This window comes from Lacunimicrobium album, from assembly GCF_052161635.1.
GTDB lineage: Bacteria > Planctomycetota > Planctomycetia > Planctomycetales > Planctomycetaceae > SXPC01.
The window spans coordinates 2894808-2909596 of sequence record NZ_CP197413.1 but is presented as its reverse complement, the minus strand read 5'-3'; the positions used below and the strand labels follow the sequence as shown (position 1 = coordinate 2909596).

Here is a 14789-nt window from a genome sequence, read left to right as displayed (position 1 = left end):
AAGGGCGGCCAGATGACCGCCCCTTTTCATGAGTAAAATCGCAATCCAAGTCACACACCCTCAACGATCGACACCGCGGCTTGAGCCAGACGTGTGACGCTGAGTTTCATGACGATCTTATTCTTCGGCGTGACTGGCTCACCATGCACGATGTTGATCGCACAGGCAGGATCGGGCGTCTTGTAATTCAGAGTGAATGGAACCAGGTTATCCGCGAAGGCCGCAATGGATGCCGCCAGCTCAACCGTCCCGCAAGCAGAACCCGTGTTGCCGATGAAACTCTTGATCGCCGTGACAGGAACTTCCTTGCCGTAGCTGCCGAAGACTTCCAGAATCGCGGCTGCTTCCTGTGGATCGAGTTCGGTGGAACCCAGTCCATGGGCATTGATTGAGCCGATGTCTTCAGGCTTCAGTTTGGCCTTCTTCAAAGCAGCTCGCATCGCATTGACGAGAGCCTGCTTGTAGTTGGGCTGACCGTTGTGATCGACGACGCAGGATGCCCCAGTCCCAAGGAGATACCCCAGGATCTTTGCACCACGTGCTTTGGCATGCTCGGTTGTTTCAAGAATGAACGAGCAGGCACCTTCCGCCACGACCTGACCACTGCGATTCAGATCGAAAGGCTTGCTTGCTTCCGCTGGAGTCGGTGCACTGGCCAATTGATCCCACAACCCGGCATGCATGGACTTCACTGCATTCAGGCGAGTTCCGGTCGCACCCGCAATCATGATATCAGCCAGACCGCGTTCGATGATTGATTTGGCTTCCGACAGGGACAGGTTGCCCGAGGCTTCGTCCATCGTCACCGAGTTACTGGGCCCACGTGCATCGGCGTTGATCCCGATGTGACAGGCCGGCATGTTCGGCAGATATTTGAGCAGCCACAGCGGTTCGAGTTTGAAGAGACCCGTGCTGCCCCACTTTGGAACGTTGAATTCATTATTCTCATCGCGACTGGCGAACGCCGCGTCGCACAAAACATCCGGAGGGCTGAGCATCAGGTTCGCACCAAACTCGACACCCAGGCGAGAGTGATCGATCTGATCCATCGGCAGGGCCGAGTCTTCCAGAGCCAGATTCGCAGACGCGACCCCCAGCTGAATCTCGCGACACATCACCTTGATGCTCTTGCGTTGAGATTTCAGGTAAGTCGATTTAATGGAAGCATCATTGAATTCACGACACTGGCCGCCAATTCCGCCCGGCGTCCCGATTCCATCAAACAGATCAATGACTGTGACGCCGCTCGTTCCGGCTTTCAGGTTTCCCCAGTATTGCTCCAGCCCGATACCGCTTGGGCTGATGACACCAATCCCCGTAATTGCAACCATTGGAAGATGATCCAAACAAGGTCCCCTTACTGCAGCTGCCAAACAGACGCTGCCGCCGATCGTTCGCCAGAGTCGATCGATCAGCTAGGTAAGTCGCAGGGGCAGAAGCTCCCTTTCAAAGAGAGTTCTGTCTGCTGAAAATTTTCAAATCGCTCCGGGACAAGATCTGGAACCCGACGCCGTTCGCGGTGTCAATTTCCATCTCAACCCACCAGATCACCCGGGCGGCTGCATGACTGCAGAACAACGAACTCGAAGACAGATCCACTGCTTTTGCAGACAATTGCAACGTCAGAAAACACAACTCAACGAAGTAAATTGATGTTTAAATGGCTGCACAAAAACAGGAACATGTTCTCAACGCGTGACAATCATTTCGAGAGAATGATCCGAAAGTCAACGCGGTAACTACCGAAATCTATCTGACCTTACCCACAACCAGACACGCGTTGTGCCCACCGAAGCCGAAGCTGTTCGACAGGGCATAACTGATCTGGGCCTCGCGGGCCTTATGAGGAATGTAATCCAGATCACATTCCGGATCTGGGTTTTCAAGATTGATCGTCGGAGGAAGGATTCCACTGTTGAGGGCGAGAATCGAAATCACGAACTCGACACCACCTGAAGCACCCAGCATGTGACCAAGCTGACTCTTCGTGCTGGAGACAGGGATCTTCTTGATGGCAGTATCAAAGACAACCTTCATCGCGATCGTCTCAGCTTTATCACCCAGCGGCGTACTCGTGCCGTGAGCATTGATGTAGCCGATTTGATCGAGGTTGACTCCGGCATCCCGAATCGCACCCTGCATGGCGCGAGAGGCTCCGCGGCCTTCTGGATCCGGTGCCGTAATGTGTGTTCCGTCCGCGGACATTCCATAGCCGCAAACTTCGGCCAGAATGGTCGCGCCGCGTGCTTTGGCGTGTTCGTACTCTTCAAGAACAACGATGCCCGCACCTTCCGAGAGAACAAAACCATCGCGTCCGGTATCAAAGGGACGAGAGGCGGTCGTCGGGTCGTCATTGCGTGTCGACAGGGCAGACATGCGGGAAAAGCCAGACAGACCCATCGGGGTCAATGCTGCTTCACTCCCGCCGGTAATCATGACATCGGCATCGCCGTATTGAATCAAGCGGTAAGCATCGCCAATCGCGTTGGTCGCAGACGCACAGGCAGTTGCAACCGCACTGTTCGGGCCCTTCAGGCCCCAGTTGACTGAGACGTTCCCACTGGCGGCATTGGCCATCAGCTTGGGAATCATGAACGGGGAAACGCGAGCCGGGCCCTTGTCAAACAGCTTGGAATGCTGCTCTTCAATTTCGCCCAGGCCGCCGATTCCTGTTCCTACCAGAACGCCACGTCGGTACGGGTCGCCCGTCGAAAGATCCAGGCCCGACATCTTGATCGCCTTGTTCGCAGCTGCCAGCGCGAACTGCGAAAAGCGATCCAACCGCTTCAGGTCCTTGGCATCGAAATCGACGTGATCAAGCATATTGAAATGCTTGATCTCTCCGCCGAAGCGCACCTTGTACTCAGAGGCGTCAAACCGCTCGATCGGGCCGATACCACTTTTCCCGGCGCAGAGCTTATCCCAGAACTCAGGGAGCTCATGACCCAGGGGGGTAACGACGGACATTCCCGTAACTACGACACGTCTACGCATACAATTTAAGATTTCTGGCTGATGTATTCGACGGCATCACCGACGGTTTGGATTTTCTCGTAGTCATCATCAGGAATCGTGATGTCGAAAGCATCTTCGAATTCCATAACAAGCTCAACGACGTCCAGGGAGTCGGCCTTCAGGTCGTCAACGAACCGACTTTCACGCTTGATTTCCTCCTTGGGAACGTTCAGTTGTTCGCTAACGATATCGATAACTTTTTCCTCGATGGCCACTGACGACTCCTTAATCCTATGACAGAGCTGAAAAATTGAGAATTGCGTTTTTAAGCAGAGAGAGCAGATTGTAAGCTCTCTAATTGCGACACTATTCAAATGAAAACCGAGCCCCGCCCTCGAGGGAAGGCTTCTCGCTGTATTTCACGCCAGGCAACCAGATTCTAGCCACAATCGCAGATCAATTCATTGAGATGATCACGCGACCGCTGCAGTCAGGCGAGCTGGACGAGACAGACAGACGATCGGAAAACTTCGTTTCATGGGAACAGGGAAGCTGTCCGCAGAAATGCGGGCTGCACCCATGATATATCTGTTTTTGAAAATTGTGTAAACTCAAATCCACGACGCAAAAGGCGGGAACTGGGTGGATTCGAAAAGTTAATTTCGACCCGCTCGACGAGATATCAACACGCTGATTTCCAATGCAGGTCAATTGCATCTGGATCACGCGTCAACGAATTCGATTTCATTCCCCGTCGTGCAGAGAATGACACGGGAATTTCCGGTCGATTCGCTTGAACAGCCCTTTGAGAACTCGCCCCGGACCGATCTCCCAGGCTTCGCTCATGCCGTCGTTCATCATGTTGCGAATCGACGTTTCCCACTGCACGGGCTTGAGAACCTGCTGCACAAGAATTTGTCGAATTTCTTCCGGATCGGTGTGAGGCTTGGCATCGACATTCGAGTAAACCGGAATTCGAGGGGCCTGAATCGACACCGTCGAGAGGACTTCCGCAAGCGCCTCATCCGCTGGTTTCATGATCGATGTATGGAACGCACCCGCAACTGCCAGACGAACCGTCTTCCCGCCAGCCGCCTCGGCCAGCTTGACCGCTTCATCGACAGCAGCTGTGACACCCGAAACAACCGTATTTCCAGGGCACAGCAGGTTGGCGATGCGGACCTCACCCTTAGTTGAGGCTTCCTGGCAGACTTTTTCGACCTGATCAATCGGCAGCATCAAGATGCTCGCCATCGCAGACGCAGTCGCATCAGCGGCAGCTTGCATGGCTTCACCGCGTCGTTTGACCACTTTGAGGCCGTCTTCAAACGACATGGCGCCCGCAAAAACCAACGCCGTGTATTCACCCAGGCTGAGGCCTGCAGACATTGAGCATTTCGAGATCAACTCAGGATGTTTTGCTTTGACAATCTCCAAAGCCGCGATGCTGCTGACGAACAGGGCAGGCTGGCTGATGACCGTCGAATCCAGCTTATCTGCCGGGCCATGATTACAGACATCGATCAGATTGTACCCTAAAACCTGGCTCGAATGCTCAAACAGCTCTTTGGCGACGGGGTAATCATCGACCAGCGGCGAAGCCATCCCGATGTGCTGAGCACCTTGACCCGGGAAGAGAAAAGCGATCTGAGACATAAGAAAAATCCGTCTTCAGAGACTGTCAGAGCCGCGACCGACAGGAAGCGACTAAACGCTCTCCATCTGACGCGGCCTCTGAATTGTATGATACGCCAGATCGACACCAGCAGTGCTCGTCTTAGAAAGACGAGGCAGCGAGCGCCGTCACAATGCTTCCGTTGATATTCTTTTCAGCAAATCGATTGGCAGTCTGCAGGGCATTGCGAATCGCAGTTCCGCTGGACGAGCCGTGAGCAATCAGGCAGATCCCGTCAATTCCCAGCAGCAGGGCACCGCCCGTTTCGCTGTATTGAAAGTTACGAGCCAGGTCACCCAGGGCTTTCTTGCCCAGGTCTTTTTCCTGATCAAGCTTTTCGATCACCTGCGATTTGACCATGTGCATCATCATTTCGCCCATGCCTTCGATGGCTTTCAGGACGACGTTCCCAGTGAACCCATCGCAAATGATGACATCGGCATCGCCTTGGAAGATCCCGCGGCCTTCAACATTGCCAATGTACTGGTCTTTGATCACGCTTTTCGACAGAAACTGATGGGCTTCGAGAATAATCTCGGTCCCTTTGCCTTCTTCGCTTCCGATGTTGATGATCCCGACGCGAGGCTTCGCGATTCCCAGGATCTCGCGGGCGTAGATTTCGCCCATCACGCCATATTGAGCCAGATGCTCAGGTCGGGCAGCAGGATTGGCACCAACGTCCAGCAGAATCGCCTTACCACGCAGGGTTGGCAGCGTGACCGCGATTCCCGGGCGTTTCACGCCATTCAGAAATAGACGCGTCTTCAGTCCAGCCACAACGACTGCCCCGGTGTGACCCGCGCTGACGACCGCATCGACCTGCTTGCCAGCCATCAGCTTCCAGCAGACGAGCAATGAGCAGTCAGGCTTGTTTCGCAGAGCATCCGTCGGCTTTTCGTCCATGCCTACAAAACCATCGGCAGGCACGACTTCGATCTGGGTACCGTGATAGCCAGCCTGGCTGAGGAGGTCCTTCAGCAGGGGCGCTTCGCCGACCAGGCAGACATGCAGACGTTCGTCTTGATTGACGGCAGCGATGGCTCCTTCCAGATTGATTCCTGGAGCGGCATCGCCACCCATCGCGTCCAACGCGATCCGCATAAGTCGTTATTCCTTATAGAGCTAAGCGGATTCGCTTCAAGTGGTTTCTTCAGTGCTGACCAGTGTACGGCCCATGTAGTGACCGCAGTTCGGGCAGATCGTGTGAGACGGACGAGCCGATGCACACTGTGGGCACGTTTCCAGCTTGATTGGCTTCTGCAGATTCGCAGACCAACGCTTACGGGAACGAGAGTGCGATTGACGTTTCTTGGGAACGGCCATGACGAAAATCCTAAGGCAAATGACCCGTGCAAATGATCCGGAAAGCTAAATTCAGCGAGAACTTAGCTCTAAACTGTCTGGATAGACTCTCTCCGCGAACTCGTTTCCATGATGGAACAGCCCGGAAAATAGAAACGGAAATTCTAACGGTCACAGAGGGTTAGGTCAACTCACTGACAGCCGTTGACCGCTGCTTACTCGCACAGATAATCCGGTCGATGCGTTTCGGAAGTCGCTTGTGCAAAAGTGCACACAGAAAATTTGCCGGTGTGTACTTCTGCGCTTCTAACCAGATAGACTCGGGTTATTCGTCGCTTCCTGCTTCAACCGGGGCTTCCGTAACCCCATTCCGATTCCGCAACGATCGAACAATCCTCCGCAGCGGAGCCGCATACGGGGTTTGACGAATGTATTCCTTCCCTGCGCACCATGCCTGTTTTGACAGACGATTCAGTGGATTTTGATCATACGTCCCCTCAAACAGGACATCGACACCCGTCGCAATCGAAGTCTTCGCCCGGGCGTCGCCCCACCCGAGTTCTACCCGGGTAAATCCACGCTCGCCGAGGTGCTTCAGTGTCAGGTAATCGAGAATCAGGCCGGGTGAATGCGAGTAAATCGACGGATCGTAAGTGCAAATAAAGGCGTGGGAGTGCTTTCCGGCGTTGATATTGTAAAGCACCGCCATCGGCTTGTCGTCAATCAACAGCTTCAGAAGCTGGGCCTGAAACGCTTCGCTCTTTTCTGCCATCATCGCTTTGAGGGCGGGGAGAGTCCACGATGTCGCGAAGAAGTTGAATTCCTTCATTTCCGCCAATTGGTTGATCTTGGTCTTCACCATCCAGTCCAGATCGTCTTCGGCGTTAGCAAACGGCTCGAAGGACACGTTTCCAAAGTCTTTGACCAGCCGATTGTATTTCTGCTTCGACTGCTTCATCTTGTTGGAGCCCGCCGCTTTCTTCGCCGCGACGTATTGGTCGAACCCGCCCGTCAGGTCGATCAACTGGCTATTCCCGTTTCCAAACAGATACGGGCTGAATGAAGCGTGAGAATTCGAAAGTTTCGAGAAATTCCAGGCTTTCAGGCCACTCGCTTTCAGCAGGGCAGAGAGGTCGAGCGGTGAAGCTGGATCGATAACGATCCCCTCATACCCCGAGAAATTCAGCCCCGGCGCAAGGGCCGTCTTCCCCTGACGCGTGAACGGGAAAAACCCCACCATCTCGCCACCGTGATGAATGATCGTCACGTCGACGTTTCCCTTGGTCTCCCCCATGATCTGCGAGAACCGCGGGTGAAAAAACGGGCTCGAATACGCGGCATGCTGAGCCTGAATTTCAGCCCAGCGATCGAACTCCGCAAGCGTCAGGGAGGTAACCGGTTTGCAAACGTACCGTGTATTCGGGGCGATCATGCGAGGAAAATCCATGGTCTGAGAATGGTAAATAAGCCAGTCGCGGTAATTCTGGCTTCAGTTTCCACCCAGAGTATGAATTCTTAGGACGTACGAATGCATTTTCGCATGAGTGGTGGCAGCAAAGTGCGGATGGAGCGGGCATGTTGCAACCCGGCAACATGTCTCAGATCGCTTGTACATTCCTTCGATCACACCGTGGAAGGCCCCACCGGATCGACGACCTGTTCTTTCCGGTCGACCGTCGCTTTTCGGCCTAAGCAAAACCACGCGACAATTGATGCACCGAAAACATCAAACCCGACATCGCTCCAAGTCCCGCCACGTCCTTCGACAAATGTCTGGCGGTATTCGTCGTTGATCGCAAAGAGCGTCGTCGCGAAAAGGGCGAGCCCAATATTTTTCTGGCCTAATTTCGGGATGACGCGATGGAGAATCGCGATCAGGATCATGCAGATGACCGCAAACTCCGTCATATGCCACCCCTTCACAACCGCAAACCAGCAGCTTCCCCAGAAGATCTGAAACGCCGTCACCGAACCATCCGTCGGCAGCACGTACTTCGCCATCATGTGAATGAAATCATGAGCAAAGATAACCGTGCTCGAAGACGCCACGATCATCGCCCCCCAGGCCAGACCGAAACAGAGCAGGGCGATTGTCTTTGTTGATGGCATTCGAGTCCCTTGCTTCGAGGCGTTTTTCTCGGCTCTTACCAGTCCCCGCCCGGAGACGCCATCGGGCTGTAGTCCGCAAACCTCAGTGACTCTCTCACCCAGGTCAGTTTCACCGAATCAATCGGACCCGAGCGGTTCTTCGCGATGATAGCATACGCCACCCCCGGCTCGTCTTCCGGGTTATACGCCTCAGGGCGGTGGAGGAACATGATCACGTCCGCATCCTGCTCGATGGCACCCGATTCCCGCAGGTCCGCCAGGCGTGGGCGTTTATCTTCCCGCTGCTCAACACCCCGGTTCAGCTGGGACAGCGCGATCACCGGCATCCGCATGTCTTTGGCGAGGAATTTCAGACGTCGCGTAATCCCCGAGATCTGCTGCTCGCGAGGCTGGTTCTTGTCTTCGGCTTCGATCAGCTGAAGGTAGTCGATGATCACGCAGCTGACGTTGTTGTAGCGAGCCAGACGGCGCGTCACAGCCGCAATCTGCGTCATCGTGCGCCCCGCGACGTCGTCGATATAAAGAGGCAGTTGGCTGAGTTCATTGGACGCTTCCATGAGTGTGAAGCGTTCCATCTCATCGAGATTACCCTGACGAACTTTGTGCCCATTCACTTTGGCATGAATACACAAGAAACGCTCGGCCAACTCGAGGTTACTCTGTTCCAGCGAGAATAGCAGCACGCCCTTTTGTGACTTCGCCATCGCCAGCGCGACGTTACACACAAACGCCGTCTTTCCCATCGAAGGACGAGCCGCCATGATGATCAGTTCCGAGGGCTGGAAGCCGGATGTCAGGTCATCCAGATCACGAAACCCCGTCGTCAATCCCGTCGTCGTGCCTTCGTTGTCCTGACGCTCGTTGATCCGGTCCCAGGCGTCGATCAGAATCGACTTGATGTCGACCTTATCAATCGACTCCTGCTGCTCGGCGATCTGAAAGATTTTCTGTTCGGAGCGAGACAGGACTTCTTCGATGGTATCTGTCGACGTGTAGACATCCTTGAGGACATCATTGCAGGCGTAGATGAGCGTTCTCTCCAGCCACTTCTCACGTACGATTTTTGCATAATATTCGCAGTGAGCCGCATGCGGAACGGCTTCGAGAATATCAACCAGGGCAGCCAGCCCGCCCACTTCTTCCAGCGTGCCTTTCTTTTCGAGTTCTGCCCCGATCGTCACAGGATCGATGCCACGAATCCCCCGATCGAACATGTCAATGATTGTGGCGAAGATGATGTGATAAGCGTTGTTATAAAAGTGCTCCGCTCGCACGATCGGCAGCACATCATCGATCGCCGAGTTGACGAGCATCATGCTGCCCACGACGCTTTTTTCGGCCTCAAGATTATGTGGCGGCGTGCGATTGAATTGTTCGTCGTGAGAATTCGATTTCATGCCGGACTCAGGAAGAAGCAGGGGAGGGAAAGCGAATGGAGATTATATGTGGAGCAACTGTGTCACGCCACATGACGAACGTGAATTGAGATCGGTAATGTGGGTGGCCCAGCCGTTTATGGCTGGGTGAGCAAAGCGAACAAGAAGCGTCACCATACGCTCACGAACTTAGCTCATCGCATCAACTCGAATTTGGCAGCGTATGGCGACGTGTCTTGTGACGACGTCACCCAGCCAGAACGGCTGGGCCACCCAAACAAAAAAGGCATTCCTTGCGGAATGCCTTTTCTTGAATTCACGAGCCGACCAGATCGGATTACTTGTTCGAAGAAGGCACGATCCAGACTTTGACATCGGTCAGAACTTCCGGGTGCAGCTTCAGCTTGATTGTGTACATACCGCACTCTTTCAGGTGACCATCCAGTTGAACCATTTCGGTCGTAACTGGGTAGCCAGCCAGCTTGAGGGCTTTGCTGATGTCGGCACCGACAACGGAACCGTAGAGGTGACCATCGGTGTTGGCATTGGATTCCAAGGTAACAGAGTACTTGGAAACAGCTTCCGCCAGCTTGCGGGCGTCTTGGGATTTCTTGACCTGAAGAGCTTCCAGTTTCTTCTGGTGCTCGACGACAGCGACTTTGTTTTCTTCGGTCGCAACAGTTGCATAGCCATAAGGCAGCAGGTAGTTACGGGCATAGCCAGGCTTGACGCGGACGATGGCGCCACGCTTGCCGAGGTTCGGGACGTCGTCAGCCAGGAGGAGTTCGACGTTGCGAGAGCTGGGAGGAGTTGTACCGGCCATGATTCAGAACCTGTTGAGATGCAAGTAAATGTGTAAGTTGCGTTTGTGCTGTTGAGTAGAATCGCTTCAAGACTAGAACGGCACGTCGTCGTCGAATCCGCCGTCGTCGGCTGCTGGACCCGAAGGAAAAGCGGGGCCGGAATCTGCATAGAAGTCATCGACCGGGCTTGGTTCACGCTCCGGGGCTCGGTTTCCACCGCCACCAGCAGCTGAGCGATTTCCGCCCCCACCGCCACGGTTTCCGCCGCCGTAGTTCCCACCACCTCCGCCTCCGCCGCTGGCGTAACCGCCACCCCCACCGCCGCCGGCTGGGGCGCCGTCGCCTTTGCCACCGAGCATCGTCATGTTTTCACAGACAACGCGGAGCTTGCTGCGTTTTTGGCCGTCTTTGTCATCCCACTGGTCGAGTTGAAGACGACCTTCGATGAGAATCTGACGACCTTTGGAGAGGTATTCACCGGCGATCTCTGCCTGACGACCCCACAAAGTGACATCGACGAACGTCGTTTCTTCTTTGCGGGAGTTCGACTTCTGATCGAACCAGGTTCGGTTCACAGCCAGGCCCAGTTCACAGACAGACTGGCCGGACGCGATCGCACGGACCTGTGGGTCGCGCGTCAGGTTTCCAACCAGAATGACTTTATTGAAGCTTGCCATGGAACTCGATCAGGCAGAATCTTGTTTGCGAAATCTCACCGGAAAAGTGAGCAGGGGAGAGGGGCGATCGAAAGCAATTAGGCTTCGACAGCTTCTTCTTCATCGCGGGCACGGTCGCGATCGCGACGTGGGCGACGTTCGGTTTGCTCGACTGGAGCTTCATCAGCCCAGCTGCGAGCCTTCTCTGGATCGAGAAGACCTTCAACCATGACGTCGAACAGCTGTGCAGGCGGCTCGATCAGCATGAATCGCAGGATCTTGGTGTTCAGGCGGCACAGACGGCCGAATTCTTCCATCGCCAGGGAATCGGCGCTGAAATAGACCAGATAGTGCAGGCCTTTGTATTGCTTCTTGACCGGATAGGCGAGTTTGCCGTCCTGCCATGGACGGTGAGCTTTCACTTCGGCACCAACGCGCTCGAAGGTCGCCATGATATCAGCAGTCGTCTGCTCGGGGTCAGTAGCATATTTGCCACTGTCCAGAAGGAACATGACTTCGTAGTTGCGAGAGGCCAAGTGAAACTCCCTGAATCTTCAGTCGTTATCTCGAAAATGCCAGACAGGCAAAGCCTGTGTTGATCGATTTCTTACCCACGTCGACACATGACTGGTCCCGGGGGAAAGCTCAAAAGAAACGGACATCATAACCTTCACGTACGAAAGTTCAATCAAAGCAGCGAAAAAGTCGGTTGACGTCTGGAGATTTACTCGAACTCGCCTTACGCCTCGCTACCCAGCGTGTTGAACCGGTTCATCGCGCTGACAAGTCCTTCTTTCACCCAGAACTCGATCGACGTCGACGCACGCTCGACAGACTGCTTGATGATTTCCAGTTCGCTGTCCGGAAACTTTCCCAGCACGTAACTACTTAAGTCCTGCTGGCCAGGAGGTTTACCGACGCCGATCCTCAGTCGAGGATAGTCGTTCGTCCCGAGCATTTGAATGATACTTCGCAGCCCTTTCTGGCCTCCATCGGTCCCGTTGGCTCGCAGGCGGAGTCGACCGACATCAAGATTGATGTCGTCGCAGACGACCATTAAGTCGAGGGAGGGATTGAGTTTATAAAATGCCAGAAGTGGCTGGACGCATTTTCCGCTCAGGTTCATATAAGTTGTCGGCGCAACCAGCAGGGTCTTTTCGTTGCCGATCATCGTTTCGTAAATCGCTGCGTTGAACTGCGATTTCGGGCCGGTGGCAGAGGTTCTGCGTACGAGTTCCGCGATCACATCGAACCCGATGTTGTGTCGAGTGCCGTGATACTGTGATTCGGGGTTTCCCAATCCAACGACGACTTTCATGGTAATTCGCAGTATCAGGTGAGAGATGGTCAGGTGAGGGCATGAAAAAACCCGGACATCGAAAGATGGTCCGGGTTGTGTTCAGGAATCGTTGTCCGAAGACTATGTGGCAGGTGTGGCAGCAGGTGTTGCAGCAGCGACTGGTGTTGGAAGTTCGTCGGCGGTCGCAGCCTTGGGCTTGACGACGTGGATAACGACTTCGTTGGCCGGCAGTTTCGGGGTCACGCCAGCAGGGAATTCCATGTCGCTGATGTGAATGGCCTGGCCGATTTCGAGTTCAGCAACCTTGACGACAATGTTGTCTGGGATTGAGATCGCGTTGCACTCGACAGGAATTGAGTGGTGAGGAACTTCAAGAATTCCACCAGCAGCAACCCCTGGAGCAGTCCCCTTCATCAGAAGAGGAACGTTCACAGTGACTCGCTCGGTGGCATCGACGCGGAGCAGGTCGAAGTGCAGGATTTCCGAGCCCAGAACGTCCCACTGGACGGCGTGGACGATGGCTTTTTCCGTCTGGCCATTCATTTCCAGGTCGACAACTTTGTGGCCCGACATGATGATCGGAACCAGTGTTTCGGAAGCCAGTGTCACGGCAACAGGATCTTGTTTGTGGCCATAAATGTTACCAGGAATAAGCCCTTGGGCGCGAGCCTGACGGCTCTTTGAGCTTCCCAGAGTGGTGCGGACCTGGCAGACGACTTTTGGATCTTGTGACATGACGGCACGTAAACTTTAAGTAGTTGAGTGGAACAAGTTGCAAGACAGACTCGCGCAGGCAGCCTGTCGGCCGGAAGGCGAAGAAACGGAGGAGTATAATGAAGCAGCCCCTTGCATTCAACGAAGTCAGGGGCATTTCTTGAACGAAACTCCCCTTGTTGGCAGGAAATCTGCTTGCCTGCGGCGAAACCGCTGTGTTAGAGTCATTTTCAGTCGTTCGGAGAAACGACCTGCTTTTTCAGGGGACATGGATGTTTCACACGAATTCGATTCGTCGTAAGTTGTTTCTTGGCCTGAGTTTGATCGTCGGCATCTTTGCGGTGCTCGCCTACGCCGGCGTCGATGGCATGATTTCTTACGGTCGTCTGCTGGATGACCTCGAACTCAGTGTTCGCTCTGCTCCCCGTCGTTCTGACGTCATGGCTGCGGTGGCCACGCTGATGGATCCGCTCGATGGGAAAAAGATCAGCGAAATCAAATCGCATGCTGATCAGGTCTTCGTCGCCAAAAAACGCGCGGAAGCATTCCAGGCGACCCTCTCCGACCTCGAAGCATCCATCGAAGTCTTTATCGATCGACTCAATTCGCTCCCACCCAGCGCCGGAATCGAAGAGCAGATCGAACTTTGTAAACGCATCACGTTCAATCTGCACGAGCGCGTCGGCATGATCAAGCTCCATTCCGATGGCCTGCAGGACCCCGCTCGCTGCGATCAAGTCTGCCAGAATCTGCTGTCCGAGGTCATTCAGGTCCAGCGCGGCATCCGCAGTATGCCCGACCCTAGTCAGTCACTTCACCCGAAGCTCGATGATGCCAAAGCGAAGTATCAGTCCCGCTTTCGCCTGTTCTGTGTGTTTTGCACGTTGAGTGTCGTCATCTTCTTTCTCTTCGTCTATCTGGGATATCGCTGGATTTTCGAGCCAATTCAAACCGTCCACCAGGGAGCAATGCGCGTCTCTCACGGCGACTTCACCTATCAGATTGATCTGCATAGTAAGGATGAAATCTCTGACCTCGCCGGGGTTTTCAATCAGGTCGTCCGTCAGTTCAATGAAGTCAACAACGATCTCGACCGCAAAGTCAAAGAGAAGACGCGCGAACTCGTCCGCTCTGAACGCCTCGCCAGCCTCGGCTTCCTTTCTGCGGGGGTGGCTCACGAAATCAACAACCCACTCTCTGCCATCGCCATGGCTGCGGAATCGTTGGAATATCGCGTCCAGCCTCTCCTCGAACAGCAGGCGACCAGCGATGATCCGCAAGCCGCCAATGACGCCTCCGTCATCGCCAAGTACCTGACCATGATCCAAAGCGAAGCCTTCCGTTGCCGCGAGATCACGGACCGTCTTCTCAACTTTGCCCGCAGCAAGGAAACCGCGAAGGAGCCCAAGAACGTCAACTTCATTGCCCGTGAAGTCATCGACATGGTTTCGCACCTCAGTCAGTACCGTGATCGCAAAGTCAACTTCGAAACCGACGGCGATCCGGTTGCAGTCGTCAATGCCAACGAAATCAAGCAGGTCATTCTCAACATCCTCGCCAACGCCCTCGAAGCCTCCGATCAAGGCGGCAAAGTCGATGTCAGCGTCAAAGAGTTCGCAGAGACGATCGAAATCCGTATCCGCGACTACGGCTGCGGCATGTCCGCTGAAACGATGGAAAAACTTTTCGACCCCTTCTTCACCAACCGTCGTGCCGGGGCAGGGCAGGGGACAGGCCTGGGGCTTTCTATCTGTCATCGCATCATGAACGACCACGGCGGCAGCATTGAGCCTTTCAGTGAAGGCGCAGGCCAGGGAAGCCATTTCGTCATCCGCCTGCCCAAGCAGCTCAAAGCTAAACGCGCTGCTTGATATTGGACGACACGCTCATTCTCTGTGT

Annotated in this window: 15 protein-coding genes; 1 reads left to right on the top strand and 14 read right to left on the bottom strand. The window is 54.5% G+C overall.

What is annotated here, in order from left to right:
* Nucleotides 1-50: 50 nt before the first annotated feature.
* From SH248x_RS11550 to SH248x_RS11485, 14 genes are all read right to left on the bottom strand, one after another.
* The gene (locus SH248x_RS11550; RefSeq protein WP_459554424.1) at nucleotides 51-1331 is read right to left on the bottom strand and encodes a beta-ketoacyl-[acyl-carrier-protein] synthase family protein; all 1281 of its coding nucleotides are present in this window, start codon (nucleotides 1329-1331) and stop codon (nucleotides 51-53) included.
* Between the two features lie 418 nt (nucleotides 1332-1749).
* A complete protein-coding gene (fabF, locus tag SH248x_RS11545; RefSeq protein ID WP_459554423.1) occupies nucleotides 1750-2994 on the bottom strand; it encodes a beta-ketoacyl-[acyl-carrier-protein] synthase II in 1245 nt (414 codons plus the stop codon).
* A gap of 5 nt (nucleotides 2995-2999) precedes the next feature.
* Complete coding sequence (gene acpP / locus SH248x_RS11540; protein WP_459554422.1) at nucleotides 3000-3230, bottom strand: acyl carrier protein; 231 nt, start codon at nucleotides 3228-3230, stop codon at nucleotides 3000-3002.
* A 469-nt stretch (nucleotides 3231-3699) separates the two neighbouring features.
* Nucleotides 3700-4611, bottom strand: a complete 912-nt coding sequence (gene fabD, locus SH248x_RS11535; RefSeq protein ID WP_459554421.1) for an ACP S-malonyltransferase — start codon at nucleotides 4609-4611, stop codon at nucleotides 3700-3702.
* 121 nt (nucleotides 4612-4732) lie between these two features.
* Nucleotides 4733-5731 carry a phosphate acyltransferase gene (gene plsX, locus SH248x_RS11530; protein WP_459554420.1) on the bottom strand — a complete coding sequence of 333 codons (999 nt, stop codon included), beginning with the start codon at nucleotides 5729-5731 and terminating at the stop codon, nucleotides 4733-4735.
* Nucleotides 5732-5767: 36 nt separating this feature from the next.
* Nucleotides 5768-5953: a large ribosomal subunit protein bL32 gene (gene rpmF / locus SH248x_RS11525; protein ID WP_459554419.1), complete on the bottom strand. Its 186-nt coding sequence runs from the start codon at nucleotides 5951-5953 to the stop codon at nucleotides 5768-5770.
* Nucleotides 5954-6257: 304 nt separating this feature from the next.
* Entirely contained in the window at nucleotides 6258-7364 is a 1107-nt protein-coding gene (locus tag SH248x_RS11520; RefSeq protein WP_459554418.1) for a GNAT family N-acetyltransferase, read from the bottom strand.
* A gap of 191 nt (nucleotides 7365-7555) precedes the next feature.
* Nucleotides 7556-8041 (bottom strand): VanZ family protein, encoded by a 486-nt coding sequence (locus SH248x_RS11515; protein ID WP_459554417.1) that lies wholly within the window; start codon nucleotides 8039-8041, stop codon nucleotides 7556-7558.
* 35 nt (nucleotides 8042-8076) lie between these two features.
* Nucleotides 8077-9438 carry a replicative DNA helicase gene (gene dnaB / locus SH248x_RS11510; RefSeq protein WP_459554416.1) on the bottom strand — a complete coding sequence of 454 codons (1362 nt, stop codon included), beginning with the start codon at nucleotides 9436-9438 and terminating at the stop codon, nucleotides 8077-8079.
* 316 nt (nucleotides 9439-9754) lie between these two features.
* Complete coding sequence (rplI, locus tag SH248x_RS11505; protein ID WP_459554415.1) at nucleotides 9755-10240, bottom strand: bL9 family ribosomal protein; 486 nt, start codon at nucleotides 10238-10240, stop codon at nucleotides 9755-9757.
* Nucleotides 10241-10312: 72 nt separating this feature from the next.
* Nucleotides 10313-10897, bottom strand: coding sequence for a single-stranded DNA-binding protein (locus SH248x_RS11500; protein ID WP_459554414.1), 585 nt, complete (start codon nucleotides 10895-10897; stop codon nucleotides 10313-10315).
* Between the two features lie 77 nt (nucleotides 10898-10974).
* Nucleotides 10975-11412 carry a 30S ribosomal protein S6 gene (rpsF, locus tag SH248x_RS11495; RefSeq protein WP_459554413.1) on the bottom strand — a complete coding sequence of 146 codons (438 nt, stop codon included), beginning with the start codon at nucleotides 11410-11412 and terminating at the stop codon, nucleotides 10975-10977.
* 203 nt (nucleotides 11413-11615) lie between these two features.
* Nucleotides 11616-12194, bottom strand: a complete 579-nt coding sequence (gene pth / locus SH248x_RS11490; RefSeq protein ID WP_459554412.1) for an aminoacyl-tRNA hydrolase — start codon at nucleotides 12192-12194, stop codon at nucleotides 11616-11618.
* Nucleotides 12195-12296: 102 nt separating this feature from the next.
* Nucleotides 12297-12911: a 50S ribosomal protein L25/general stress protein Ctc gene (locus SH248x_RS11485; protein WP_459554411.1), complete on the bottom strand. Its 615-nt coding sequence runs from the start codon at nucleotides 12909-12911 to the stop codon at nucleotides 12297-12299.
* Nucleotides 12912-13162: 251 nt separating this feature from the next.
* Between SH248x_RS11485 and SH248x_RS11480 the strand changes: the two genes are divergently transcribed.
* A complete protein-coding gene (locus SH248x_RS11480) occupies nucleotides 13163-14761 on the top strand; it encodes a sensor histidine kinase (RefSeq protein WP_459554410.1) in 1599 nt (532 codons plus the stop codon).
* Nucleotides 14762-14789: the final 28 nt, after the last annotated feature.